A 24,588-nucleotide genomic window follows, 5' to 3' on the forward strand; every position below is an offset into this window, starting at 1 on the left:
GGTCAAATGAGGAGGTTTCGCTGTTTTCCCAAGCTCGATTTACTTAGGATGAGCTATGCCTTTTCATATTATTTTATTAATACTTTTTGCCGCACTGTTGCATGCCAGCTGGAATGCCCTGCTGCGCGGCGGGGCCGACAGGCTTTGGTCGATGACAATTATGTGCATCGCGGTGGCGGCTGTCTGTGCCCCAATAGCGCTGTATGTCGGGCTGCCAGCCACAGCGAGCTGGCGGTACGGACTGCTCTCGGCCGCGCTGCATGTCGGCTACAACCTGTTTCTGGTCAGAAGCTACAAGACTGGCGATTTGGGGCAAACTTATCCGATTTCACGCGGTTCTTCGCCGCTGTTGATCACCTTGGCTGCGGCCATTTTTGCCGGTGAAAAAATTGGAACCAGTGCGCTGTTCGGCGTTGCGCTGGTGTCTTGCGGGATTATTTCGCTGGCTTTCAAAGGGCGGCGCTTTGCCGTTCCAAGCCTGCCGTATGCTTTGGGAACCGGATGTTTTATTGCCGCTTACAGCGTGACAGACGGCATCGGCGTGCGCCTTTCAGGAGACGCCATGGCCTACACCGTCTGGATGTGCGCCTTGTGGGGCGTCTTTATGCCGCCGGTTTATATCGCTCTGCGCGGTGCTAAAAGTTTATTTACTGTCAGAAATGGATTGATCGCCTCTTCTATTGGCGGATGGGTCTCACTGCTGGCCTACGGCATCGTAATTTATGCCATGACTAGCGCACCGATGGGAGCCGTCTCGGCATTGCGCGAAACCAGTGTGTTGTTTGCGGCGGTGATTGGCTATTTCTTCCTGAATGAGAAATTAACCGTCAGAAAGATGCTGGCGTGCACGGTGATTGCCATTGGCACCATCATTATCGGCTGAAGGCTTACCGATACAGTGGGCGATTTATTTATAAAAGCTTTTGAGTGCCCTGGGTTGGCCGGATTTTTCCGGCTTTTTGGAAAGTAAGTAGACGATTATGGCGGGAGATATTTATGACGACTGAAAATCCAACCGTTGCTCTCATTGGGCCGGGGGCAATTGGTACGACGATAGCGGCGGCTTTGCATGAGGTCGGACGCACTCCGGTGATCTGTGGCCGCACGGCTCACCAGCGTCTGGAGTTGCGCTTCGACGGCGGCAGTGTGGTCGTCCCAGGACCCGTTCTGAACGATCCCACCAAGATTACCGGTACTTTTGATCTGGTATTTGTCGCGGTCAAAACAACTCAGGTAGCGGCGATTGCTCCATGGCTAAACGCGTTGTGCAGCGAGAAAACCGTGGTTTGCGTACTGCAAAACGGCGTCGAGCAGGTATCGCAGTTAACGCCTTACTTGTCGGGTGGCCCGATTTTACCTTCGGTGGTTTGGTTCCCTGCACAACGTGAATCCGATGCCTCGGTGTGGCTGCGTGCCAAGCCGCGCCTGACCTTGCCGGAAACTCCCGCGACCCAAATCGTGCTGACCGCTTTGCGCGATACGCGGTGTACGGTCGATGTCGCGCAAGATTTCACCTCTGTAGCCTGGCGAAAGCTTTTACAGAATGCGGCTGCGGGTTTGATGGTACTTACCGGGCGTCGCGCCGGAATGTTCTCCCGGCCTGATATTGCCGAGCTGGCAATGGCCTACTTGCGTGAATGTCTTGAGGTTGCTCGTGCTGCAGGAGCGATTCTTGGCGACGAAGTGCCACAGCAGATTGTTGAAGGATTCCAGAGTTATCCTGCCGACATGGGGACTTCAATTCTCGCCGACCGTCAGGCTGGACGACCGCTGGAGTGGGATATTCGCAACGGCGTGGTGCAGCGATACGGCTGCGTCCATAACATTCCAACGCCAATGAGTGATTTGCTGGTACCACTGTTAGCCGCCTCTAGCGATGGGCCCGGCTAACCGGCTCGTGCGAAAAAATGCCCAGTCCACGTTGCTTCACCTGCTTCGGGGCTGGTTTTTAGTCATCGGTATGGCTCGAATGTTTACTATTCATCTGCTTAATCATTCTGTGCGGTTTTTAATCACCTCAATTTCTGAATCCTTTCCGCTGATCGTAATTTAATCATTCAAATCCTAATTTTTATTTAATCTTTCAATTCAAGTTATTGCGAATTTTCGTGCTGTTTTAAGCAAGGATTTACGTGAATAGCTGGTTAATTTTTTCCAATAACTATGCCATTATCATAATATTTGAAGAATTAAATTTATTATCGTGTAAGTGACAATAATGTTATGTTAGTTACGTAGATTGGTATTTTTTGTTAAAAATAACCACTAGGTTAGTGTGGAAAACACAGGCCGCTTTTGATACTCCCGTATTAGGAAGATAGAGCCGCCTTGGTCACAAGGAACGTGGGTTTTTCACCTGCTTTAGCTAAAAAGTGAGAAGTTAACCATGAAAAATCGACTTTCCAGTGCTCTAGGCATAGGCCTGATGGCGCTGTCTAAACACGCGGCAGCGGCGGAAAATAAAATCGTTGATGTTGTCCTGATCGGTGGCGGAATTATGAGCGCCACTCTAGGCACGTACCTCCAGGAACTGGAGCCTGACTGGTCGATTAACATGTACGAGCGACTGGATAGCGTGGCCGACGAAAGTTCCAACGGATGGAATAACGCAGGCACCGGTCACTCAGCGTTGGCTGAAATGAACTATACCCCGGAAAAAGCTGACGGTTCGGTAGATATCTCCAAAGCGGTAGATATCAACGAAGCGTTCCAGATCTCTCGCCAATTCTGGTCCTATCAGGTTGAGCAAGGGGTGCTTGGCGAACCGCGCTCATTTATTACCAGCGTGCCGCACATGAGCTTTGTCTGGGGCGAAAAAAACGTAGAGTTCCTGCGTAAGCGCCACGCGGCTCTGCAAACCAGCACGCTGTTTAGCGGCATGGAATTCTCTGAAGACCGCGCGCAAATCGAAAAATGGATCCCGCTGGTGCTCGAAGGCCGTAAAGCCGGTGAGAAAGTGGCTGCCACGCGCATTGATAGCGGTACTGACGTGAACTTTGGCGCAATCACCCATCAGCTGGTGGAATCGCTGCGCAAGAAACCAAACTTCAGCCTGAATCTTGGCCAGGAAGTTAAAAACATTAAACGTAATGCCGATCAGACCTGGACCGTGACTTTCGCCAGCACCAAAGGCGGTCGTGAAACTTCAGTGACGACACGCTTTATCTTTATCGGTGCCGGCGGCGCATCATTAACATTGCTGCAGAAATCCGGTATTCCAGAAGCCTCTTTGTACGGCGGTTTCCCGGTCGGTGGTGAGTTCCTGGTTACCGATAATCCAGAAATTGTTAAACGTCATCAGGCCAAGGTATATGGCAAGGCTTCCGTTGGCGCACCGCCAATGTCAGTGCCGCACCTTGATACTCGCGTGCTGGATGGCAAAAAAGTGCTGCTGTTCGGGCCATTCGCTACCTTCTCCAGCAAGTTCCTGAAAAATGGCTCGCTGTGGGACCTGTTTGGCACCGTGAATCTGCATAACATCTTCCCGATGGTTCGCGTAGGTTTGGATAACTTCGATTTAGTGAAATATCTGGTGGGTCAGGTGATGCTCACCGAAGAGCAGCGTTTGGCTGCATTGAAAGAATACTTCCCTGACGCGAAGAAAGAAGACTGGCGTTTAGTGGTTGCCGGTCAGCGCGTGCAGATTATCGAGAAAGACGGCAAGCAGGGCGGCGTGCTGCGTCTCGGTACTGAAGTTGTCACCTCGCAGGATGGCTCGATTGCCGCACTGTTGGGTGCCTCACCGGGTGCTTCTACCGCTGCGCCGATCATGTTGCAGCTGATGGAGAAGGTGTTCAAAGATAAGGTGGCTTCGCCTGAGTGGCAAAGCAAGCTGAAAACCATGATCCCTTCTTACGGCCAGAAACTCAACGGAAACGTTGAGCTGGCGGAAAGAGAAATGAACCGCACCAGCCGTATTCTGCAACTGGAAACTGCACAGCCTGCACCGGTAGCCAAGCCTGCGGCCACTGTTCAGCCAGTGGTTCATGCCCAGAAAGAAGAAGCCGAGCAGGAAGAACTCACCTCCTGACCGCAATGCTTTCAACGCCTTGCCTCACTTTTTACAGTGAGGCAAGGCAGAAACAGGGGAGCTGCAACTCGGTCGCTCAAGAATTTCCGAATTTCCAGTTCCCCTGTCTATCAAGACATTACACGCGTTTTACTCTTTCTCGATACTTTCCTGATAAACCGACATATGGCTATACGCAGCATTCACCAGCGGCGTAGTCAGCCCGGCTTTTTTCGCGATCGCTACCAGATCGCCGAGGATCTGATCTGCTTCTACCGGCAGCCCTTTGATCATGTCACGATACATTGAAGTCGTCTGGATCGAGTCTTTCTGGGAGAGTTCTTTGATGATATTGGCCGTGATACTTGCTCGCTCCTGATAGCCTCCGGCAACGACAATCGACACCATTTCATGCACAAAGGCTTCGATAAACTCCACACCACCTTCAGCACGCGCAACCTGGCCGATATTGCCGCGCATCAGGCAGGCAATGCCGCCCACGCTTGCCAGAAACAGCCATTTTTCCCACATTTCGCTGATGATATCGTCGGACAGGCGTGCGGAAATTCCGGCAACCTGCAACTCGGCATCCAGTTTAGTTGCGCGTTCGCTGCGTTCTCCATTAACCTCGCCATAAATAAGCTCATTAAGCGCGGTCATTTGATGAACCTGACCTTGCTCATCCAGCGTAGCGTTGATGCGACACAGGCCACCCAGCGCGCGTTCCTTTCCGAAGCGTTGCTGAATAATTTCCAGATGGCGCATGCCGTTGAGCACCGGGATTATCAGCGTTTGAGCGCCAACCGCGGGCGCAAATTCTTCCAGCACTGCCTCGAGTGAGAAGCCTTTTACCGTCAGGATAATCACGTCGTAGGTTTGGTTAAGTTCAGAGGCGAGGACTAATTTGGGCTGTATGGTGAAGCTTTCGTTCTTGGCCTCGACTCTCAGACCGGATTTTTTTAGCGCCTCGGCGCGTTTTTCACGTACCAGGAAAGTCACATCTTTACCCGCCTGCACAAGTCGCGCACCGAAGTAACCGCCCGTTGCACCGGCTCCCACCACCAGAATTCGCATACCCATTTCCTTTCATCATCATGTCTTGAAGACAGAGTCGTTGAGGTTAATTGTTAATAAAAACATCTCCCTCAACATAGAGGCAACGGTCGGCGCACGTCAACTGCAGAAGAGTAAGCACTGCCTTCAATTTATCCAATTGTGTACTTTGTATTATTGTGTGAGTGCTATCACCTTTTTATCATATTGACTGATTGTATGATGGAAGGACGTTATTTAAACAGGGTGAACCGCCATGTCGTCAGAAAACGAGAAATATCGCATCTACGCCATCAAGTATGCGCACCATGATCGCATGTCGAGTGAAAACTTTATTGGCGGCGATCCTCACGACGTGCCGATGCCGCTGGATTACTACGTCTGGGCTATTGTTGGCACCGCCGCGACTTATGTGGTCGACATGGGATTCGACGCCGAAATGGCCAGCCAGCGCGGGCGTACCATCATACATAGCGTAGAGCAGGGGTTGGAGCGGGTGGGGATCATCGCCGCAGAGGTTAAAGAAGTCATCATCACACATATGCATTACGACCACGCCGGAAATCACGACCTGTTTCCGAAAGCGCGCTTTCACCTGCAGGACAGTGAAATGGCATTTTGTACCGGTCGCTGCATGTGCCACCAGGGCATCAGGCACGCGTTCGAGGTGGAAGACGTGAAATCGATGGTGGGCAATGTTTTTGCCGGCCGCGTGCAGTTTCATGACGGCGATTCCGAGCTGGCACCGGGGATAACTTTACATCGCGTTGGCGGTCACTCAGATGGCTTACAGGTAGTGCGGGTGCGCACCGAACGTGGCTGGGTAGTATTGGCCTCTGACGCTTCGCATTATTACGCCAATATGCAGCGCCAGCAGGCTTACCCTATTGTTTATAATATCGGTGACATGCTCGAAGGTTTCGTGACGCTGCGGCGTCTGGCCGATTCCGACGACCATATTATCCCCGGTCACGATCCGCTGGTGCTGCAACGCTATCCCGCATTCGACGCTGAAACAGAGCAATGGATTGCGCGGGTAGACCTTGCGCCTGAGCGATAACCCCCTTAACGGAGCAATAAAATGATTGTAGAAATGCGTGTTTACCACTGTGTCGCAGGCCGTTTACCGGCATTACAGGAACGTTTTAGAAATATCACGCTGGCATTTTTCGACAAATACGGCATCAAGCAAATCGGCTTCTGGACTACGGTAGTTGGGCCAAGCAATCACGCGCTGACCTACATGCTGCAATGGGAAAGTCTGGCCGAACGTGAAGAAAAATGGAACGCGTTTCAGGCCGATGCCGACTGGCAGGCCAAACGCAGCGCGACTGAAGCACAGCAGCCTATTGTAGAAAGAATAGAAAACCACTTTTTAGCTCCGACGGATTACTCGGCACTGCGTTAGTCCGCAGTTCTACAGTCCGTTTAACACAATGAGCTAGTCAACCATTCGTTGTTAAATAAGGGCCCTGAAATGAATTCGCTCAAAAAGATAGGCTTTATCGGTTTGGGAATGATGGGAACGCCGATGGTGAAATGCCTTGCCTCGGCGGGCTTCACGCTGTTTATCACAGACGTCGATACCCAGCGGGTAAAAACGCTGTGCGAGGAACTCTCCGCGACGCCGCTTGATGAGAGCAATGCGGGAAAACTGGACGCGCTGATCACCATGTTGCCGAATTCCAATATTGTTGAAAGCGTGCTGCTCGACCCGGCGAAAGGCTGGGCATCACGGCTGGCGAAACAGTCAGTGGTGATCGACATGAGCTCCTCCGAGCCGGAACGCTCGCGGCAGCTCGGTAAAACGCTGGAGGCTCAGGGCCTGCTTTATCTTGATGCGCCGGTGTCTGGTGGCGTGAAAAAAGCGGTTACCGGTGAGTTGTCGATTCTGGTCGGCGGCGATGCCGCGGTGCTGGAAGTTTGCCAGCCGCTGTTGCAGGCGATGGGTAAAAGCATTTTACACATCGGCGCTGCTGGTGCGGGTCACGCGGCCAAGGCGCTGAATAATTATGTTTCGGCGGCCGGTCTTATCGCCACCGTCGAGGCGCTGCACATCGCTCAGCGGTTTGGGATTGAGCCTGCGGTAATGACCGACGTGCTCAATGCCTCAACCGGGCGCAGCAATACTTCCGAAAACAAGGTAAAACCGTTTATGTTGAGCGGCTCTTTCGGGTCGGGCTTTGCGCTGCAATTGATGAACAAAGACCTAAAGATTGCCCGCGCGCTGTCAACGGCGGTGGGTTATCCAATGAAGCTGGGTATTGCCTGCACAGATATTTGGGATCACGTCTCTCAGCACGCTACGCCAACCACCGATCACACTGAAATGTATCGATTTTTGGCGGATGAAAAATTTTCCGACAATCCAGAATAGTTGCTCCCGAGATTATGGCGGGGCCAAAACGCCCTTAATTTATCCTCTGCAAGCCACGGAGTTTGTTATGACTCACGCTGCCCAATTCTATATCGATGGCCAATGGGTTGATCCCGTCACGCCGTCGTGGTTTGAACTGATTGACCCTTCCACCGAGCGCGGTTTTGCCCGGCTGGCAATGGGCGATGCCGCCGACGTTGACCGCGCTGTCGCTGCTGCTCGCCGCGCGTTACCGGCGTTTTCTGCGACGACCTCGGCTGAACGTCTGGCGTTATTGCAGCGCATTGTGGAAATTTATCAGCGCCGTTATGAAGAGTTTGCGGAAACTATGCGCCTCGAAATGGGCTCACCGATTACTTTTTCCCGTCAGGGACAGGCATCGCGCGGTCCGGCACATCTTAATGCTCTGATTGAAGTGCTGAAAACTTTCGAATTTGAACACCAGCAGGGCACCACGCGCCTGCGCCTTGAGCCGGTGGGTGTCTGTGGGTTGATTACCCCGTGGAACTGGCCGGTGAATCAGATTGTAGTGAAAATCGCCCCTGCGCTGGCGGCCGGTTGCACCATGGTCCTGAAACCAAGCGAATATTCGCCGCTGACCGCGCTGCTGTTTACCGAGGTGCTGGAGGAAGCCGGGGTGCCGCCGGGAGTGTTTAACCTGGTCAACGGCGACGGACCCCGCGTCGGTGCGGCAATTGCTGCGCATCCGGATATCGACATGGTGTCGTTTACCGGTTCGACTCGTGCTGGTATCGAGGTGGCAAAAACCGCTGCCGAAACCGTTAAGCGCGTAGCGCAAGAATTGGGCGGTAAATCGGCCAATATCCTGCTCGACGATGTGAATCTGCAAGATGCGGTGACCCGCGCGGTAGCGGCCTGTTTCACCAATTCTGGCCAGTCCTGTTCCATTCCAACTCGCCTGCTGGTGCCGCGCCCGCTGCTACAGGATGCCGCCGAGATTGCCCGTAAAGCGGCGCTGACCTATCGCCTAGGTCCAACGGAAGATGCAAATACTCAGCTCGGCCCGTTGGTTAATCGCAATCAGTTTGCCCGCGTGCAGAAGCTGATTCAGCAAGGTATCGATGAAGGTGCAGAGCTGGTGGTTGGCGGCGTGGGGCTGCCCGACGGATTCAGTCAGGGTTATTACGTTAAACCGACAGTTTTCAGCGCGGTAACGCCTGAAATGACCATCGCCCAGGAGGAAATTTTTGGCCCGGTGCTGTCGATAATGCCCTACGACACAGAAGAGCAGGCTATCGCCATCGCCAACGGCACCGATTACGGTCTGGCGGCCTACGTGCAGTCTGCATCACAAGAAAGAGCAAGATCCGTGGCTCGCCAACTGCGCGCCGGTAACGTGCATCTGAACTATCCACCGGCCGACTTTCAGGCACCGTTCGGCGGTTATAAACGCTCGGGCAATGGGCGTGAATGGGGCGAGGCCGGATTACGGGAATATCTGGAAATCAAATCCATGGTTGGTTTTGGATTGTCTGACGATTAGCGCTGTGGCAAAAAAATTTGCCACAATTCATTGTCATACAATCATACATGTCAATCATGCCAGTGCGGCTAAAAGGAAAATATTATGGAAAACAATTCGAGCTTTGAGAAAGGTTTTGCCAATCGTAAAGAGGTACTGGGCGCGGGACACGTAGAAAAGTCCTGGTCCAACGCCGATGACTTCAATCGCCCAATGCAAAAACTGGTCACCGAATACTGCTGGGGCGATATCTGGGGCGACCCAACGCTGAGTTTCAAAACTCGCAGCATGCTGAATATCGCCATGCTGACGGCGATGAGTCAGCACCACGAGCTTGCGGTCCACGTTAAAGGAGCACTTAACAATGGGGTGAGCAAAGAAGAGATCCGTTCAGTGCTGATGCAGGCTGGGGTCTACTGCGGCGCGCCTCTGGCACTGGCGGCGTTTCGCGTTGCCAGTGAAGTGATTAAAACCTGGGACGAGGAAAAAGTTAAAGCCTGATATAACGGGCATCAATCCTTTTTTCTCTAACAATATTTTTAACGATATTTGTTTCAACAACATCTGTTTCGCCAGCACCAGCAGTCTGTTAGTGAGTCAATAACGTCAAGTCAGCAAACGTCTTACCTGCATTGCCTGCCCGTTGGGCTAACGCCTGGCGGTCCCCTACACACGCATCCATAAGAGATGCGGCAATAAAGAGACTGGAGACTGAAATGGAAACTCTGACCGCACAAGTCGGCGCACGTCAGGCCGAAAGTGAGCAATCCATTGATGTAAAAAGAAAGAGTGCGATTAAAGGCGCATTCTTTTCCGAATATATCGATATGTTTGATATCTACCTGCCGGTGGTCGCCCTGTCGCCGGTGCTGTTTTACTTCCAGCCGCCGAATTTATCGGCCGGTACAGAAACGATTTTAGCCTCACTGGTGTTTATCACCACGCTACTTGGCCGACCGCTGGGCGCGCTGCTGTTTGGCATCATGGCCGACAGCATTGGCCGCCGAAAAGCTTCGATCTATTCCGTCTCGGGATTCGGTGTGGTGACACTGCTGATAGCCTGTTTGCCGGGGTATCAAACTCTGGGGATCGGTGCCTACGTTTTACTGGTGCTACTGCGCTTTGTTGATGGGATTTTTCTCGGCGGCGGCTATACCGGAGCCATGCCGTTGGCCATCGAATATTCGAAAAAACACCAGCGCGGCTTTGTCGGCGGGCTGATTATCAGCGGATTCCCGGCGGCCTATATCAGCATCAACTTATTCACCATGCTGGTATTTTTCCTGTTTCCACTCAACGGAGTCAACTCGCCCTACGCTCAGTGGGGTTGGCGCGTGCCGTTTGTCATTGGTGGCGTGATGGCGGCATTTTTAGCCTTCTATTACATCTTCAAAGTTAAAGAATCAGAAATCTGGCAAAGCGAAGTGGGCGGCGAGAAACGTGAAAAACTGGCGTTGACCGAGCTACTGCGCGGCAAAAGCGGGCGTAATTTACTCCAGGTATTGCTAATGATGAGCGGCTTCTGGCTGACACAAAATATCATCACTATCTATCTGCCTACCGGTTTGCTGGTACACACCCTGCATCTCAGTGGTCTGCAAATGACCTCGACGCTGCTGGTCACCTACTGCGTGCTTTTTTTCAGCTACATCGGTTCGGGAATGCTGGGTCAGAAATTTGGCCGTCGCCGTTTCTTCCTGATTGCCGGGCCGCTGATCGTGGTACTGGGTTCCGCGCTGCTCTACGTGCTGACTTCAGTGCCGGGGCTGTCGCTTGGCTCCATCATGCTGCTGGTCGCGGTATTGGCAGTGCTGGTGACCTCGCCGTGGGGCGTCATTATTACCTACATCAATGAGCGATTTGTTACTGACGTACGCGCCACCGGCTTCGGCATGGGCTTTAGCCTGTCGGTGATTATCCCCTCGTTTTATGCCTTCTACATGGACTGGCTAAGCGCGTTAATGCCGCTGGCGTTGACCTCAGTCGTGCTGTTGGCGCTGGGCGGGATTATTGGAACCGTCGGGGCCTATATGGGTCCAGAAACTAAAGATGTCGATTTCTAACGCTTTTTTGGAGAACAACCTGATGAACACCGATCGGATTGGATTTATTGGTTTAGGAAATATGGGCGGTCGCATGACGCGCTGCCTGGTTGACGCCGGAATAACTGTGCTGGGTTTTGACCCGGTAAGCAGCCGCGCCGCCGCTGCCGGAGCCAACGCAGCGGCTTCAACGGCTGACGTGATGGGTTTCGCCGACGTGATAATGCTCTCACTGCCGGACAGCAAAGTGGTGGAGTCGGTGGTCGAGGGCGATAACGGCCTGCTGGCAAACTGTCGCAAAGGCCAGACGGTGATTGATCTCAGCACCGCTGCTGCCAGTTCGACTATTCGCCTGCACGGCCTGTTTGCCGCCAAAGGTGTTGCCTATATTGATGCCGGTATTTCCGGCGGCGCGGCGGCGGCCGAAAAAGGCACTTTAACGCTGATGGTTGGCGGCGAAGAGTCTGCGATTAACGCGATAGCCTGGGCGTTTAAACCGATCGCCGCCAAGGTGATTACCATGGGCGAAAGTGGCAGCGGCCACACCACCAAGTTGCTGAATAATTTCCTGAACGCGGTCAGTCTGGCCGCCACCGCCGAGGTGATGGTGGCGGGTAAAAAGGCTGGATTGGACTTGCACCGCCTGCTCGACGTGCTTAACAGCAGCAGCGGTGTAAATTTCGCCACTCTGAATCGTTTCCCGAAAATTGTCGACGGCGATTATCTCGAAGGCGGCCTGAGCGGCAAGCTGATGACCAAAGACGTGGCGCTGTATGTCGATCGCGTGCGCGAACTGGGAGTGGTGTCGCTCAATGCCTCAGGTCCGCTGGCCAGCTTTGGCCTCGCGACTTCTTTGGGCTATGGTGACGTGATAAGCAATCGGGTGGTGGACGCGATTGGCGACGTATCCGGCGGTATTCGCCTGCACAGTAAATCTCAATAAAGGAGACAGACGATGAAAGTATTTCATGGCAGAGATAAAGGCGTGATTTCAGAACAGCGCAGCAGCACCTTTAGCGGCGAAGTGTGGGGCGATCCGGTGATGCCAACCACCGACAATGTCACCATCAATAACGTCTTCTTCGCCCCCGGCGGCCGCACTTATTGGCATACCCATCAGCAGGGGCAAATCTTGCAGGTGATCTCCGGCAGCGGTTGGGTCTGTGTTGACGGCGAGCAGCCGCAGGCGATTCGCGCGGGCGATACGGTGTGGATACCGGCAGACGAACGCCACTGGCACGGTGCCGGGAAAGACAGTTTTATGCTGCATACCGCCACCTCATTAGGTAAGACCGATTGGCAGGAAGAAGTGGCGGAAGACGTGTACCAGCAGGCGGTGCGCTAAGCGCCGTGACCGATTTTCTGACGGCAGCCGGTGTTGACAGTGGCTGTCGCGCATGGAGAAACCAGCATCATGAATCTTACCGACCAACAGCAAACCGTAAAAGCGGCGTTTATCCGCCAGCATCAATTCTGGGACGCGCAGTGGGAAAGCCTGCTGCGTCAGGACGTAGATTTTGTCGAAGGCTATCTTAAATTTTCCGCCGTACCGTGGAAGAAAAATCATCTGGAAAACAAAGTTAAGGCATTTATAGCTCTCAGCGCCAGCGTTGCTTCTACTCATCTTTATCAGCCTGGCATCGCTCAACATCTGCGGGCTGCAGTGGCGTTTGGCGCGACGCAGCAGGAGCTTGTCGAAGTGTTGGAGCTCACCAGCACGCTGGGCATTCACGCCTCCAACGTTGGCGTTCCGCTGCTGCTTGAGGTGCTGGAAGAAGAAGGGCTGCGCAATGGCCCAGAGCCGCTGGACGAGCAGCGCGAGACCTTGAAGCAGGCGTTTATCAAGAATCGGGGTTACTGGCATGCATCATGGGACGGTTTGCTGGAGCTGGACCCGGATCTCTTTGATGCCTATATTGAATTTTCATCTGTGCCGTGGCGTACCGGCGTGCTGGAGCCAAAAATCAAAGAGCTGATTTACTGTGCTTTCGACGCCTCGGCGACACATTTATACAAGCAGGGTCTCAAGCTGCATATGCGCAACGCAATCAATTACGGCGCAACCAGGGAGGAGATTATGGAGGTGCTGGAGATTGTTAGCGTAATCGGCATTCACGGTGCGCTGGTGGCTGCGCCGATGGTCGAGCAGGCCTTGGCGCAGGCCAGCTTGTCGCACGCTTCCTGAGCCGGCTTTAGCCTAAAAGATAAGCGTCGCTTTTCATTAATCGGGCCGCTATGATGACAGTAACTTTTATTTGTCGGACAGGAATACAATCATGTCTTCTGATATCGGCCTGGTGCGGCCTGAAACGCTGCGTTTTCAGGTGGAAAATGCATTACGACAAGCGATTATCAACGGGCGTTTTGCCCCCGGCGAGCGGCTGATCGAGCGCGAACTCTGTGAAACGCTGGGCGTTAGTCGTACCTCGATTCGCGAAGCGCTGCGCAAGCTGGAGGCTGAAAAGCTGGTGGATATCGTGCCGCATAAAGGGCCAATCGTTGCCAGTATTTCTATTAAAGAAGCCGCCGATCTCTATGCGCTACGCGGATTGCTGGAGGGTTTTGTCGCCCGCGAGTTCTCGCAGACTGCCAGCGAAGCTGATATTGCCAAGTTTGCTGCCTCGGCTGCTGAACTGCGCAAAGCCGGAGAGGCGCAGGATCAGGCCGGAGTGTTGCAGGCCAAGAATGCGCTTTACGGCATTATGTTGGAACGCTGTGGCAATGAGCTGGTGCGTGAAGCCTTGACCAGCCTGCATTCGCGGGTCAACTTACTGCGTGCGACCTCACTGATGCACCCTGATCGCCTGCCGCACAGTCTGGAGGAAATTGATTCGCTGTTACAGGCAATTAAAGCCCGTGACGGCGATGCGGCAGAGAAAGCGGCCAGACTGCACGTCACTAATGCGCAGAAAGTGGCGTTGGAAATGCTGAGTAAAACGGCTTAACTTACTGAAATTAATCAGCACGATAAAGTATTTTGCGGTGTAAAACGGTGTCTGCCGGTAAAGTATTTTTTAGATAAATAGATAAATAGATAAATAGATAAATAGATAAATAGATAAATAGATAAAAGGCGAGCGCGAACTCCTTAACAGCGGAGACGCAGCTCGCCTTTTTCGTTCTCGGGCAGGGTTATTGAGTCGCTTTGGCCCCTATTTTTGAGAACAGCCCACAAAGCAGCGCCGCGACCAGTAATGACGGAATAGTCGCGCCGAGATTTGGGTAAAACTGTGCAATCAGATGATAGGTCGCAATCCCTAAAATCCACGCAATCAGCGCGCGCCAATCCAGGCTTTTCTCCGCGGGCTGGCGATGACGCAGCACAAAGTAGCTCATCAATACCACGCCAAACAGCGGCGCAAACACTGAGCCAATCAGCAGCAGGAAATTCTCGTAGCGGTCGAGTGGAATACCCCAGGCAATCAGCGTACAAATTAAACCAATTGCCCAGCTGAGTTTGCCGATGTTAAGCGGCAACAGGGTTCCGGTAGACAGCGCGGCAGAGTGGATGTCGGCGAAGGTGTTTTCGTGTTCGTCGACCAGAATCAACAGCAGTGGAATACCCAGCGCGACGCCAGACAGCGCCAGCAGCAGCGCGTTGCTGTCCTGCGAGCTGACAAAGGCCAGAGTGTAAGCCGCGCCCAGCGCCATCATCCACAGGCTGCCGAGGAAGAAACCACAGGCAGTGCCGAAGAAATTCTGCCGGGTGGATTTGCCAAAGCGAGTGTAATCCGAAACCAGCGGCAGCCACGATAGCGCCATCGACACCACAATGTCGCAGGCCAGTGCGAACGGCATGCTGCCATCTCCGGCTTTGTGCCACAGCGTGCTTAACGAGGCGTGTTGCAGCAAGTTGATGCTTAACCAGCTACAACTGGCGATCAGCAGCCAAATACCCCAGCGGCGCAGCACCACGCGGATAAACGCCAGCGGGCCACATACTGCCAGCAGCGTAGCGACGAAGCCGAAAATCCAGGTCCACAGAGTGGGATTAGCCCAGAAACTCCCCGCGCCCCACGCCTGTTTAGCCAGCAGACTGGCGGCGTCGCGCATCACCACAATCTCGAAAGCGCCCCAGCCAATCAGCTGCAAAATATTGCACAGCGCGGGCAGGGCGATACCTTTTTTACCCAGACTTAACGTTAACGAGGACATCGACGACATCCCGGTTTGCCCGCCGATCACCCCAACCAGCGCCAGCAGAATCACGCCAACCAGCGTGCCGGTGAAAATTGCCAGCAGAGAACCGGCCATGCCCAGCCCCGGCGCTAAAATCGCACCGGCCTGAAGCACCATCAAGCCCATTCCCAGTGAGAACCAGAGCGAGAACAGATCGCGCCAACCCAGCACCCTTGTCTTGGCGGTGACAGGCTGTGCCGGAGTATAAATACTATTGTTTTTCATGTGGTTAATATCATCAGCAAGCAGAGCGCTTTTTATACCACACTTAGCGCATCAGCGTGATGGCGAGCGCACTTTTTAGACTGGGTTTTACTTTTGCTGCGGACTAAGGCCGTTTGAGAGTAGCGCAACCACGTGCTGTGCCAACTGCTCGGTATTCGGGTGATCACCGGTTGATGATTTATAAACGCGGGACGAGGCGATAGGTAAAAAAGTCAGGCCAAACAGCGAGATAAAAATTAGCTCGGGGTTAAGCCCGGCATTGAGTTTGCCTTCTTGCTGCCAGCGCGCCAGACTGCGCATTGATTCATCTCGCTGCCCGCTGCCATAGCGTTGCTCCATCCGCGTTTTGAGCATGCCGCTTTCGCTGATGATTTCACGTACCCACAGCGCGGCAAACCATTCGTGCTCGACGGAAATATCAATAAACTGTTTAGCCAGCCGAGTCAGTGCGATAACCGGATCGTTGGCCGAGTCCTGAAACAGAGTACTGAACGAGGCGCGAATCGGCAGAAAACGCTCTTCAATCAGCACATCGAGCAGCTGTTCGCGGGTATTGAAATAATAGTGCAGCATGGCGGGCGTGACGCCGGCCTCGCGGGCAATTGCGGTCAATGGGGTATCGGCAATCCCTTGGCGTGCAAACATCGCCAATGCCGTCTCCAGCAAGAGGTGACGGCGTTCCGCACCTTTTGCCACACCGGAAGGGCGTCCTGGTCGACGCGACAAACTCTTTGAATCTTCAGATAATTTTCCCTGCAAATCACCGGGTTTTTCAGATTTTTTACTTTTCATTTTTTTAACAGACCCATTGACCATTGGTGAAGTTAACTCCTATATTAATTACCTTGTTAATTAATTTCAAGGTCGGTCAAGTTTATCTATGACAACCCAAAATATTTCGCACGGCGCAGAGAAAGAACAGGTCGCAGCCAAGGCTCCTTCAATTCGATTGCTGTTCTCGGCGCTGCTGCTGGTCATGCTGCTTGCGGCGCTGGACCAGACCATTGTTTCCACCGCCCTCCCTACCATCGTAGGCGAGCTGGGCGGCCTTGAAAAGCTTTCCTGGGTGGTGACGGCGTATATGCTGTCGTCCACGGTGGTAGTGCCGCTGTACGGCAAGTTCGGCGATCTTTTTGGTCGCAAACGGGTGCTGCAAGTTTCGATTGTGATTTTCCTGGTGGGTTCCGCGCTGTGTGGTCTGGCGCAGAACATGACTGAGCTTATCCTGATGCGTGCTCTGCAAGGCCTGGGCGGCGGTGGACTTATGGTCATTAGCATGGCGGCGATTGCCGACGTGATCCCGCCTGCCGATCGTGGCCGTTATCAGGGATTGTTCGGCGGCGTCTTTGGGCTGGCGACGGTGGTTGGGCCGCTCATTGGCGGATTTTTGGTGCAGCATTTTTCATGGCGCTGGATTTTCTATATCAATCTGCCGCTGGGGGTGTTTGCTTTGCTGGTGATCGGCGTGGTATTTCAGCCGCACGTAGCAAAAATTCGCCGTGAAATTGACTATCTTGGCGCAATTTATCTGGCCGCAGCGCTGACCGGTATTATTCTGTTTACCAGCGAGGGCGGTACGGTGATGCCGTGGGATTCCGGCCAGCTGTGGTGCATTCTGGCTTTTGGCCTGGTATGTCTGGGCGGGTTTATTTATGAAGAGCGGCTGGCTATCGAGCCGATCATTCCGCTGGGGCTGTTTCGTCAGCGCACCTTTGTGCTGAGCTGTCTGATTGGTTTTATTATCGGCATGGCGCTGTTGGGATCGGTGACCTTCCTGCCGCTGTATTTGCAGGTGGTGAAGGGCTCGACGCCGTCGCAGGCGGGGATGCAGCTGCTGCCATTAATGGGCTGCCTGCTGCTAACCTCGATAGCCAGCGGGCGCATTATCAGCAAGATAGGCAAGTATCGGCTGTTCCCAATTGGCGGGACGTTTCTGGCAATGATTGCGATGCTGCTTTTAGGGGTTAAGCTCAGCAACAGCACACCGTTGCACATCTTGTATGGCTATATCGCTCTGCTGGGCGCGGGTCTTGGCATGGTGATGCAGGTGCTGGTGTTGGCGGCGCAAAACAGCGTTGAACCGCAAATGATCGGTGTCGCGACGTCGAGCACCACTTTGTTCCGCTCTATCGGCAGCTCGATTGGCGTGGCGGCGTTCGGGGCTATTTTCACACAATCGTTGCAGAGCCGTTTGCTGGCGACGATACCAGAAGGCACGGTATTGCCGCGCGCGTTGAGTGCCGAAAGTATTCACCAGTTGCCCGACACTATCCGGCTTACCTATCTTGAGGCGTTTGGCGGCGCGATTCACAACGTTTATCAGATTGCCGCCTGCGTGATGGCACTGGCTTTCCTGCTGGCGTTATTGATTAAAGACAACCCGCTGCGCAAGTAGCGGGTCACCATTGCCTCAATATTCCCTCTCAAACATCGGGCAAAATGCACTAAGCTTTGTATTCTAATTTGATAACAACAGGATATGAGGGGCGCGTATGTTGTTCCGTCGTTTTGAACGGATTATTGATGTGTTTAAAGAGCAGCCCCGCGAGGAGGCTCCCGGTACCGTTTGGCCGTTCTACTTTTACTATCTACGGCAAGTGTGGCCGAGTTTTCTGGCCCTGTTGATCGTCGGTTTGATTGCCTCGCTGATTGAAGTTTCGCTGTTCAGCTATCTTTCCACCATTATTGACCTGACACGCACGACGCCTGCGGCCAGTTTCTTTAGTGTTCACGCCCCGGAATTGCTGTGGATGGCGGTGGTGGCGCTGGTGATGCGGCCAATATTTATCGGCTTGCACGATTTGCTGGTCCATCAAACTATCAGCCCCGGCATGACCAGCCTGATCCGCTGGCAAAATCATAATTACGTGCTGCGCCAGAGCCTGACTTTTTTCCAGAACGATTTTGCCGGACGCGTTGCTCAGCGCATCATGCAAACCGGCAATTCGCTGCGTGATTCTGCGGTGCAGGCGGTCGATGCCATCTGGCACGTGGTGATTTATGCAGTCAGTGCGCTGGTGCTGTTTGCCGAAGCCGACTGGCATTTAATGATCCCGCTAATCGTCTGGATCGTGCTTTACGCCCTCAGCCTGTGCTATTTCGTGCCGCGGGTAAAAGCCCGTTCGGTGGAGCAGTCCGAGGCGCGTTCCAAGCTGATGGGCACCATCGTTGATGGTTACACCAATATCACCACCCTTAAACTGTTTGCGCATACCGATCTCGAGCAGCGCCACGCCCGAGACGCGATTAACGAGCAGACTGAAAAAATGCAGCTGGCCGGCCGCCTGGTGACCAGCATGGATGTGACGATCACCACGCTCAACGGCCTGTTGATTGTCTGCACCACCGGTCTGGCGCTGTGGCTGTGGACACAGTCATTAATCAGCGTCGGGGCAATCGCGCTGGCGACCGGTTTGGTTATTCGTATCGTCAATATGTCGGGCTGGATCATGTGGGTGGTGAACGGCATTTTCGAAAATATCGGCACCGTGCAGGATGGTCTGGAAACTATTGCCCAGCCGATCAGCGTGACCGACCAGCCGCAGGCACCGCGTTTGCAGGTGAGTAAAGGTGAGATCTGCTTTGATCGGGTCGATTTTAACTATGGCAAAAGCCGCAGTGTGATTAACGGCTTCGATTTGACCATTCGCCCAGGGGAGAAGATTGGCCTGATAGGGCCGTCGGGCGCGGGTAAATCCACGCTGGTCAACCTGTTGTTGAGGTTGTATGACCTCGACGGTGGCCGCATTCTGATTGATAGTCAGGATATCTCGCAGGTCACGCAGGAGAGCCTGCGCGCGCAAATCGGCATGATTACGCAGGACACTTCGCTGCTGCATCGTTCGATTCGCGATAACCTTTTGTACGGGCGGCCAAACGCCACAGAAGAAGAGCTGACCAACGCGATTCGTCAGGCGCGCGCCGACGAGTTTATTCCGCTGCTTTCTGATTCGCAGGGCAGAACGGGTCTGGATGCGCACGTCGGCGAGCGCGGGGTGAAACTTTCGGGCGGCCAGCGTCAGCGTATTGCCATTGCCCGCGTGCTGCTGAAAAACGCGCCTGTCCTGATCATGGATGAAGCCACCTCGGCGCTGGATTCCGAGGTCGAGGCGGCCATTCAGGAGAGCCTGGAAACGCTGATGACCCATAAAACGGTGATCGCCATTGCGCACCGCCTGTCGACTATCGCCAAGATGGACCGGCTGGTGGTGCTGGATCAGGGGAAAATCGTCGAGATTGGCAGCCACGGCGAGCTGCTGGCGCAAAACGGGCTTTATGCTAGGCTGTGGCAGCATCAGACCGGCGGTTTTGTCGGTATGCATTAATCAGCAAAAGTCAGGGCTGTTCCTGACGATAAGGCAGCGCGTCGCGGGCTTCGTCAGCCCAGGCGCGCACGCCTTCCCGCTCTTGCATTAAATACTCTTCAACCGCGCTGCGAAGCCCCGGATGGCGTAAATAGTGCCAGGAATGAGTCAAAACCGGCTCGAATCCACGGATCAGTTTGTGTTCTCCCTGTGCCCCGGCGTCAAAACGTGCCAGCCCTTTTGCAATCGCGTAATCCATCCCCTGATAAAAACAGGTCTCGAAATGCAGTCGGTCAAACTCGGCCAGGCAGCCCCAATAGCGGCCATAAAAAGTGTCGCCACTGACCAGACTCAGCGCCATCGCCACCGGTTTGCCCTGCTGTTCGGCCATCACTACCTGAATCACTTCCGGCATGCGCTCGGCCAGCAGGCTGAAAAAATCGCGGGTCAGGTAAGGCTCACGACCGCGCACGTAATAAGTGTTGGCATAGCAAGCGTAGATAAAATCCCACTGTACTTCAGTGATTTGTGCGCCTTCAAACCATTGAAATTCAATTCCTTGCGCAACAACTTGTTCGCGTTCCTTGCGCATCTGCTTGCGTTTGCGCGAGGTCAGCGTGTCGAGAAAATCCTGAAAATCGCGATAGCCGCGATTGTGCCAGTGATACTGACAGCCCAGCCGATGCAGCCAGCCTGACGCTTCGCCAATCAGCTGATTATCACGCGAGTCGGTAAAGTTGATATGCGCGCTGGAAAGGCCGCGCTGCTCGAGGAAATCGGGGATCTGTTGCAATAATTTTTGTGCCGCTTCGGGCGAGCCGAGCAATCGTCTGCCGCCGACCGGACTAAAAGGTGCCGCGCCGAGCCATTTCGGATAGTAAGGAATTCGCGCCCGATAACAGGCATCGGCCCAGCCGTGGTCAAAAACGTATTCACCGGACGAATTGGATTTGCGGTAACCGGCGATGGCGGCCAGGGTTTTCCCGCCCTCTTGCCACAGCAAATGTTCGCCTTGCCAACCAGATTTTGGGCCGAGCGAGCCGCTGTCTCCCAAAGCAATCAGAAACGCGTGGCGCAGAAAGGGCTGTCCGGCAGGAACTAACGCATCCCACTGTTCGGCTGAAAGTTCGCCGAGATGCGTAAGGGAGATTAACGACATATTTTTTCCCCGAAGAATTACAGCAATAGCCTTAGAGCATCGAATTCTGGCGGGGATACGTCAACCCCTTTTTTGTATGGGAGAATGGGCGATAAAAGGTCATGGGCAAGTGAGTGTGGCAGTCAGGTTTGACTGGTATTTTCCTGCCTTGGCTGATTTGCCGACGTATAAAGTCAAAGGAATATCGCCACGACGCGGGTCGGTTTGCCATGAGTTATTAGCGGAGACAAACTCTGAAGGTGCATTGACATTCATGTCTTCAGAATCATTCATCAGCAAATGGCCGTTTTTCATTGAAGACGAGGTGATTGCGACACTGCCGTTGCCCTTGTATTTAATTCTTTGTAAATAGCTACGGCCTGGCGAGACGCTGCCAAATGCAATAATATCAGGCGTTAGTTCGGCAGAGCATATTTCTGGTGAGGGTAGAGTAACCGTTTTAGCAAAGATGCTTTTTCTATCATTTTCATGTCCCTTGAAAATCATCGAGACATCCAGGGATAAATATTGCGGAAATTTGCAATTATTAACAATATCCCCTGTGAGTTTAATACGATATTGTACACGCTCATTGGGTATTTGAGGACTGTTCCAATGACTATTCTCGGGTCCAAAATTTCTTATATACTGATTTTTGAAATTCCCTGGGCTATTCCAGTATAAAATGACGTTTTTTAATGAAATGCAATCTTCACGTACAGACAATTTATTTAAGAAGTATTTGTAATCCCCCGTTATAATTAGGCTGGATAGGGTTTCTTCCTCATTTATTTTAGTTGTACTTGTTCCGCCAATAAACATCTCGGCAGCCAGTGTCTGAGATATAAATATTAAATTTGTGGAAATTAAAAATAAGATAAAAAACTTGATAGTATGGTTGCCATTAAGTGCAATAAATTTCATTGTAAATATATCCTTATATTTTGTTAGCAACGCAGATATGAACTAACGCACCTCACTCCCTGGCTGAGAGTGCGCCGAGATGCGTAATGGAGAATGGGCAATGAAAGGTCAAGGACAACTTAGTGTGGCGTTAAGAAGAGAGTGGTATGTACCAGGTTTTGCGTTTTTAGACACTTTCAATGTGAGTGGTAAATCATCTTGATAGGGAATAGAAGCTGATGTGTAGTTCCATTGGTTTGCACTAAAGTGTGCGCTGTCGGTAGTCACTGTGAGTTGATCGGAACCTCCAAGTTGCAAAACTCCCCCAGAAATTAAATCACGAGAAGTTATTTGAAGATATCCGCCAGCGCTGGGGGTATTATTCAAAATGCTCAGTGTCTGAGTTGCGGTTCCCCCTGGAGAGATTTTACCGAAGTCAATATTGGAAGGAACATTCATCCAGCATTTTTTCGCGCTATCTAAATGAATATCCATGGCTTTCCAGGCTATAAATGTCTGTACACCCGTCTCAGCATCCTGGCTTTGCACCCATACTCTAAGTTCTATATCCTCGTCAGACTTGCAGTCATTAACTATTACTCCTTGGAGTGTACCTCCGTAAAATTCCGTGAGAGAGGAAAGGTCATGCTTTGGAGTCAATTTGTAAGCATACCTGTTTTAGTTCCACGCACTTTTTGAGAGTTCCGGTTTTTCAGCTATCAGCCGGTATTCTTCCGGCGTCAGGTTATTCAGGGATTCATGAGGCCGCTCGCTGTTGTATTCCGTCAGCCAGCGCTCTGTGATTTCCCGTGCTTCATTCAGCGTTCTGAACAGATAAAAATCCAGTATTTCGGTCCGGTACGTTCGGTTAAACCTTTCTATAAACGCGTTCTGTGTTGGCTTACCCGGCTTGATAAATTCCAGCATCACGCCATGCTCTTCGGCCCATTGCGCCAGAGCCAGTGATATCAGTTCCGGTCCGTTATCCATTCGCATCTTCAGCGGATATCCACGATTTGCCGCTATCCTGTCCAGCACCCGCACGACACGCTGTGCCGGGATATTCAGGTCAATTTCGATAGCCAGAGCTTCACGGTTAAAATCATCGACGACATTGAAAGTCCGAAAACGTCGGCCACATGTCAGCGCGTCGTGCATAAAATCGATGGACCAGCTTTGATTGAGCGCTTCCGGCGTTGCCAGCGGAGCCGGATTGCGCACCGGCAGGCGTTGTTTACCCTTGCGACGAAAATTCAGTTTTAACAGACAGTAAATCCGGTGTACCCGCTTGTGATTCCAGACGTGCCCCTGCCTGCGAAGCACCTGAAAAAGCTTCTTAAATCCGTAGCGAGGGTAGCGTTCAGCCGCCTCAGTCAGGCTCTGGATCACTGCTTCATCACGTCGTGTATCCGGTTGATAACGAAACACCGTCCTGCTCAGCGATAACGTCCTGCATGCCTGGCGTAAGCTCATCGAAAACTGCGCGGTCAGATAGTTGACGAGCTCACGCTTTACCGCTGGTTTTAAAGCTTTTTTTCGATGACGTCTTTCAGCGCCCGGCATTCCAGACTCAGATCGGCAAACATCTGCTTCAGACGACGATTCTCGTCTTCAAGATCTTTGATCTTTTTGATATCAGCGGCTTCCATCCCGCCATATTTCGCCTTCCAGTTGTAATAGCTGGCTTCTGAAATAGCGGCCTCGCGGCAGACATCTTTGACGGTTCGTCCGGCTTCGACAGACTTAAGAACGGCGATGATCTGGTGTTCGGTGAATCGAATCTTACGCATGGCGATCTCCTCAGGGGACATAATCAGTATGCCGGAAGATCTCTAAAAGTGAATGGTTCGGTTAAGAGGGATGCTTACAAATTGACTAAAGTCACTAATTCTATCTGTATTAAAATTTTCATTGACCCATACGATATTAGCGTTCTTGAGTTTTATGCAATTTTTCAGACGAGTAAAACTCTCTTGAAAGTTTGGATCAGACCCCGCGTTGACTACTTCAGCATGCATCTGAAAAGTAACTACTCTTGGCATGTTAGGCGTTTCCACACCGTGCGGGATAGTCATGTCATTGTTCAAAGCACTTTGTTGAATGTCATGGGTCGGTGTTGCGATTGCAGGGCTGCAAATCCCTAATAAAGCCAAGCTCATTAATGTCAATTTAATAAGATGTTTTAAATTTTTAATAATCTTTTTTTTAATTATCATGGGGGGATTACCCTTACCTTTATTAATTTTTCAGGGCTCAATGACTGAACCCTGAGTGTAAAAATTAGATGTGTTTAGTTGCTAAAAATTGATTTAATTATAAGTAACTGTGAAGGTAATAGGTGCTTCGATTTTACCTGGGGTGACAGTAGCCGATGTAGAGATTAATTTTGCGTTAAATTTAAGCGATTGGCTTTCAGTCTTGGCAAGAGTGTAATCAGCTTTGCTTTTAGGAATTATTTTTGCAAGAGGTGTTCCCCCTTCGATAACGACAGCCACACCTGAAGCACCGTTTTTGAACGTGTTTTTAAAAGCGGTTGCATCAACAGGATCAACTTCTCCGTCGACATTGACATGAGCAGTTTTAACTGCAGTACCGCAATCGTGCAACTCCAATGAAAATTCTTTTGCACCTAAGTCCTTCCCAGCTTTTTTTCCAAAGGCGGCGCTGCTGTAACTGCCTAATGGTAAAGTGTTATCGGGTGAAGTTAACTGACAGGTACTTTCACTGACCTCGGCGCTAACGGTGATTGCGGCTATATTACCCGCCGCTTGAGCGCCCCAGCAGGTTGCTAATAAAGCTGCGGTGGCAACGCTTAATACAGAGGTTTTTTTGATGTTAAATGACATGTGTAGATTTCTCATTGATTGAGTGAAAA

Annotated in this window: 24 protein-coding genes; 15 read left to right on the forward strand and 9 right to left on the reverse strand. The window is 52.3% G+C overall.

Features of this window, described 5'->3' with window-relative positions; genetic code table 11:
• The first annotated feature begins 55 nt into the window (after nt 1–55).
• From AB3G37_RS00800 to AB3G37_RS00810, 3 genes are all read left to right on the forward strand, one after another.
• Nucleotides 56–883 carry a DMT family transporter gene (locus AB3G37_RS00800; protein ID WP_009635620.1) on the forward strand — a complete coding sequence of 276 codons (828 nt, stop codon included), beginning with the start codon at nt 56–58 and terminating at the stop codon, nt 881–883.
• 113 nt (nt 884–996) lie between these two features.
• Complete coding sequence (locus tag AB3G37_RS00805; RefSeq protein ID WP_369789415.1) at nt 997–1,890, forward strand: oxidoreductase; 894 nt, start codon at nt 997–999, stop codon at nt 1,888–1,890.
• 496 nt (nt 1,891–2,386) lie between these two features.
• Nucleotides 2,387–4,030, forward strand: coding sequence for a malate:quinone oxidoreductase (locus tag AB3G37_RS00810; protein WP_009635622.1), 1,644 nt, complete (start codon nt 2,387–2,389; stop codon nt 4,028–4,030).
• 129 nt (nt 4,031–4,159) lie between these two features.
• Here AB3G37_RS00810 and AB3G37_RS00815 read toward each other — a convergent pair whose 3' ends face one another.
• A complete protein-coding gene (locus tag AB3G37_RS00815; protein WP_369789416.1) occupies nt 4,160–5,083 on the reverse strand; it encodes a ketopantoate reductase family protein in 924 nt (307 codons plus the stop codon).
• Nucleotides 5,084–5,318: 235 nt separating this feature from the next.
• On the opposite strand from AB3G37_RS00815, the gene AB3G37_RS00820 reads away from it, so the two are divergent.
• From AB3G37_RS00820 to AB3G37_RS00865, 10 genes are all read left to right on the forward strand, one after another.
• A complete protein-coding gene (locus AB3G37_RS00820) occupies nt 5,319–6,122 on the forward strand; it encodes an N-acyl homoserine lactonase family protein (protein ID WP_369789417.1) in 804 nt (267 codons plus the stop codon).
• Between the two features lie 21 nt (nt 6,123–6,143).
• Nucleotides 6,144–6,470 carry an NIPSNAP family protein gene (locus AB3G37_RS00825; protein WP_369789418.1) on the forward strand — a complete coding sequence of 109 codons (327 nt, stop codon included), beginning with the start codon at nt 6,144–6,146 and terminating at the stop codon, nt 6,468–6,470.
• A 69-nt stretch (nt 6,471–6,539) separates the two neighbouring features.
• A complete protein-coding gene (locus AB3G37_RS00830) occupies nt 6,540–7,439 on the forward strand; it encodes an NAD(P)-dependent oxidoreductase (protein ID WP_369789419.1) in 900 nt (299 codons plus the stop codon).
• A gap of 67 nt (nt 7,440–7,506) precedes the next feature.
• Nucleotides 7,507–8,943 carry an aldehyde dehydrogenase family protein gene (locus AB3G37_RS00835; RefSeq protein ID WP_369789420.1) on the forward strand — a complete coding sequence of 479 codons (1,437 nt, stop codon included), beginning with the start codon at nt 7,507–7,509 and terminating at the stop codon, nt 8,941–8,943.
• 84 nt (nt 8,944–9,027) lie between these two features.
• The gene (locus tag AB3G37_RS00840) at nt 9,028–9,423 is read left to right on the forward strand and encodes a carboxymuconolactone decarboxylase family protein (protein ID WP_009635628.1); all 396 of its coding nucleotides are present in this window, start codon (nt 9,028–9,030) and stop codon (nt 9,421–9,423) included.
• A gap of 215 nt (nt 9,424–9,638) precedes the next feature.
• On the forward strand, nt 9,639–10,985 hold the full coding sequence (locus AB3G37_RS00845; protein ID WP_009635630.1) for an MFS transporter: 1,347 nt from the start codon (nt 9,639–9,641) through the stop codon (nt 10,983–10,985).
• The gene (locus AB3G37_RS00850) at nt 10,972–11,907 is read left to right on the forward strand and encodes an NAD(P)-dependent oxidoreductase (RefSeq protein WP_369789421.1); all 936 of its coding nucleotides are present in this window, start codon (nt 10,972–10,974) and stop codon (nt 11,905–11,907) included. Before AB3G37_RS00845 ends, AB3G37_RS00850 begins: the two co-directional genes overlap by 14 nt.
• A 12-nt stretch (nt 11,908–11,919) precedes the next feature.
• Nucleotides 11,920–12,309, forward strand: coding sequence for a cupin domain-containing protein (locus AB3G37_RS00855; RefSeq protein WP_369789422.1), 390 nt, complete (start codon nt 11,920–11,922; stop codon nt 12,307–12,309).
• Between the two features lie 69 nt (nt 12,310–12,378).
• A complete protein-coding gene (locus tag AB3G37_RS00860) occupies nt 12,379–13,149 on the forward strand; it encodes a carboxymuconolactone decarboxylase family protein (RefSeq protein ID WP_369789423.1) in 771 nt (256 codons plus the stop codon).
• Nucleotides 13,150–13,240: 91 nt separating this feature from the next.
• Nucleotides 13,241–13,909 carry a GntR family transcriptional regulator gene (locus tag AB3G37_RS00865; protein ID WP_009635634.1) on the forward strand — a complete coding sequence of 223 codons (669 nt, stop codon included), beginning with the start codon at nt 13,241–13,243 and terminating at the stop codon, nt 13,907–13,909.
• A 187-nt stretch (nt 13,910–14,096) separates the two neighbouring features.
• On the opposite strand, the gene cytX is transcribed toward AB3G37_RS00865, so the two are convergent.
• Together cytX and AB3G37_RS00875 are read right to left on the reverse strand one after the other, a co-directional pair.
• The gene (gene cytX / locus AB3G37_RS00870) at nt 14,097–15,368 is read right to left on the reverse strand and encodes a putative hydroxymethylpyrimidine transporter CytX (protein ID WP_369789424.1); all 1,272 of its coding nucleotides are present in this window, start codon (nt 15,366–15,368) and stop codon (nt 14,097–14,099) included.
• Nucleotides 15,369–15,455: 87 nt separating this feature from the next.
• Nucleotides 15,456–16,160, reverse strand: coding sequence for a TetR/AcrR family transcriptional regulator (locus tag AB3G37_RS00875; protein ID WP_369789425.1), 705 nt, complete (start codon nt 16,158–16,160; stop codon nt 15,456–15,458).
• A gap of 88 nt (nt 16,161–16,248) precedes the next feature.
• On the opposite strand from AB3G37_RS00875, the gene AB3G37_RS00880 reads away from it, so the two are divergent.
• Nucleotides 16,249–17,763, forward strand: coding sequence for an MDR family MFS transporter (locus AB3G37_RS00880; RefSeq protein ID WP_009635637.1), 1,515 nt, complete (start codon nt 16,249–16,251; stop codon nt 17,761–17,763).
• A gap of 97 nt (nt 17,764–17,860) precedes the next feature.
• Entirely contained in the window at nt 17,861–19,693 is a 1,833-nt protein-coding gene (locus AB3G37_RS00885) for an ABC transporter ATP-binding protein (RefSeq protein ID WP_369789426.1), read from the forward strand.
• A gap of 10 nt (nt 19,694–19,703) precedes the next feature.
• Here the strand turns inward: AB3G37_RS00885 and AB3G37_RS00890 are convergent, their stop codons facing one another.
• From AB3G37_RS00890 to AB3G37_RS00915, 6 genes are all read right to left on the reverse strand, one after another.
• A complete protein-coding gene (locus AB3G37_RS00890) occupies nt 19,704–20,831 on the reverse strand; it encodes a GNAT family N-acetyltransferase (protein ID WP_369789427.1) in 1,128 nt (375 codons plus the stop codon).
• 99 nt (nt 20,832–20,930) lie between these two features.
• Nucleotides 20,931–21,734, reverse strand: a complete 804-nt coding sequence (locus AB3G37_RS00895) for a hypothetical protein (RefSeq protein WP_369789428.1) — start codon at nt 21,732–21,734, stop codon at nt 20,931–20,933.
• A gap of 108 nt (nt 21,735–21,842) precedes the next feature.
• Nucleotides 21,843–22,208, reverse strand: coding sequence for a hypothetical protein (locus AB3G37_RS00900; protein ID WP_369789429.1), 366 nt, complete (start codon nt 22,206–22,208; stop codon nt 21,843–21,845).
• Nucleotides 22,209–22,391: 183 nt separating this feature from the next.
• Nucleotides 22,392–23,503, reverse strand: a protein-coding gene (locus tag AB3G37_RS00905) for an IS3 family transposase (RefSeq protein ID WP_369788505.1) whose coding sequence is annotated in 2 segments (ribosomal slippage) — nt 22,392–23,242 and nt 23,242–23,503 — 1,113 coding nt in all. Because the reading frame shifts where the segments join, the coding sequence is not laid out codon by codon here.
• A 42-nt stretch (nt 23,504–23,545) separates the two neighbouring features.
• Entirely contained in the window at nt 23,546–23,929 is a 384-nt protein-coding gene (locus AB3G37_RS00910; RefSeq protein ID WP_369789430.1) for a hypothetical protein, read from the reverse strand.
• Between the two features lie 93 nt (nt 23,930–24,022).
• On the reverse strand, nt 24,023–24,559 hold the full coding sequence (locus AB3G37_RS00915; RefSeq protein ID WP_369789431.1) for a fimbrial protein: 537 nt from the start codon (nt 24,557–24,559) through the stop codon (nt 24,023–24,025).
• Nucleotides 24,560–24,588 lie beyond the last annotated feature (29 nt).

The organism is Rouxiella sp. WC2420 (assembly GCF_041200025.1).
In the GTDB taxonomy this organism is placed as follows: domain Bacteria; phylum Pseudomonadota; class Gammaproteobacteria; order Enterobacterales; family Enterobacteriaceae; genus Rouxiella.

Excerpts from the sequence above, each read along its gene's own strand:
- AB3G37_RS00800 (WP_009635620.1), top strand. The coding sequence starts at position 56 with ATGCCTTTTCATATTATTTTATTAATACTTTTTGCCGCACTGTTGCAT.
- AB3G37_RS00805 (WP_369789415.1), top strand. The coding sequence starts at position 997 with ATGACGACTGAAAATCCAACCGTTGCTCTCATTGGGCCGGGGGCAATT.
- AB3G37_RS00810 (WP_009635622.1), top strand. The coding sequence starts at position 2,387 with ATGAAAAATCGACTTTCCAGTGCTCTAGGCATAGGCCTGATGGCGCTG.
- AB3G37_RS00815 (WP_369789416.1), bottom strand. The coding sequence starts at position 5,083 with ATGCGAATTCTGGTGGTGGGAGCCGGTGCAACGGGCGGTTACTTCGGT.
- AB3G37_RS00820 (WP_369789417.1), top strand. The coding sequence starts at position 5,319 with ATGTCGTCAGAAAACGAGAAATATCGCATCTACGCCATCAAGTATGCG.
- AB3G37_RS00825 (WP_369789418.1), top strand. The coding sequence starts at position 6,144 with ATGATTGTAGAAATGCGTGTTTACCACTGTGTCGCAGGCCGTTTACCG.
- AB3G37_RS00830 (WP_369789419.1), top strand. The coding sequence starts at position 6,540 with ATGAATTCGCTCAAAAAGATAGGCTTTATCGGTTTGGGAATGATGGGA.
- AB3G37_RS00835 (WP_369789420.1), top strand. The coding sequence starts at position 7,507 with ATGACTCACGCTGCCCAATTCTATATCGATGGCCAATGGGTTGATCCC.
- AB3G37_RS00840 (WP_009635628.1), top strand. The coding sequence starts at position 9,028 with ATGGAAAACAATTCGAGCTTTGAGAAAGGTTTTGCCAATCGTAAAGAG.
- AB3G37_RS00845 (WP_009635630.1), top strand. The coding sequence starts at position 9,639 with ATGGAAACTCTGACCGCACAAGTCGGCGCACGTCAGGCCGAAAGTGAG.
- AB3G37_RS00850 (WP_369789421.1), top strand. The coding sequence starts at position 10,972 with ATGTCGATTTCTAACGCTTTTTTGGAGAACAACCTGATGAACACCGAT.
- AB3G37_RS00855 (WP_369789422.1), top strand. The coding sequence starts at position 11,920 with ATGAAAGTATTTCATGGCAGAGATAAAGGCGTGATTTCAGAACAGCGC.
- AB3G37_RS00860 (WP_369789423.1), top strand. The coding sequence starts at position 12,379 with ATGAATCTTACCGACCAACAGCAAACCGTAAAAGCGGCGTTTATCCGC.
- AB3G37_RS00865 (WP_009635634.1), top strand. The coding sequence starts at position 13,241 with ATGTCTTCTGATATCGGCCTGGTGCGGCCTGAAACGCTGCGTTTTCAG.
- cytX (WP_369789424.1), bottom strand. The coding sequence starts at position 15,368 with ATGAAAAACAATAGTATTTATACTCCGGCACAGCCTGTCACCGCCAAG.
- AB3G37_RS00875 (WP_369789425.1), bottom strand. The coding sequence starts at position 16,160 with ATGAAAAGTAAAAAATCTGAAAAACCCGGTGATTTGCAGGGAAAATTA.
- AB3G37_RS00880 (WP_009635637.1), top strand. The coding sequence starts at position 16,249 with ATGACAACCCAAAATATTTCGCACGGCGCAGAGAAAGAACAGGTCGCA.
- AB3G37_RS00885 (WP_369789426.1), top strand. The coding sequence starts at position 17,861 with ATGTTGTTCCGTCGTTTTGAACGGATTATTGATGTGTTTAAAGAGCAG.
- AB3G37_RS00890 (WP_369789427.1), bottom strand. The coding sequence starts at position 20,831 with ATGTCGTTAATCTCCCTTACGCATCTCGGCGAACTTTCAGCCGAACAG.
- AB3G37_RS00895 (WP_369789428.1), bottom strand. The coding sequence starts at position 21,734 with ATGAAATTTATTGCACTTAATGGCAACCATACTATCAAGTTTTTTATC.
- AB3G37_RS00900 (WP_369789429.1), bottom strand. The coding sequence starts at position 22,208 with ATGGATATTCATTTAGATAGCGCGAAAAAATGCTGGATGAATGTTCCT.
- AB3G37_RS00910 (WP_369789430.1), bottom strand. The coding sequence starts at position 23,929 with ATGATAATTAAAAAAAAGATTATTAAAAATTTAAAACATCTTATTAAA.
- AB3G37_RS00915 (WP_369789431.1), bottom strand. The coding sequence starts at position 24,559 with ATGTCATTTAACATCAAAAAAACCTCTGTATTAAGCGTTGCCACCGCA.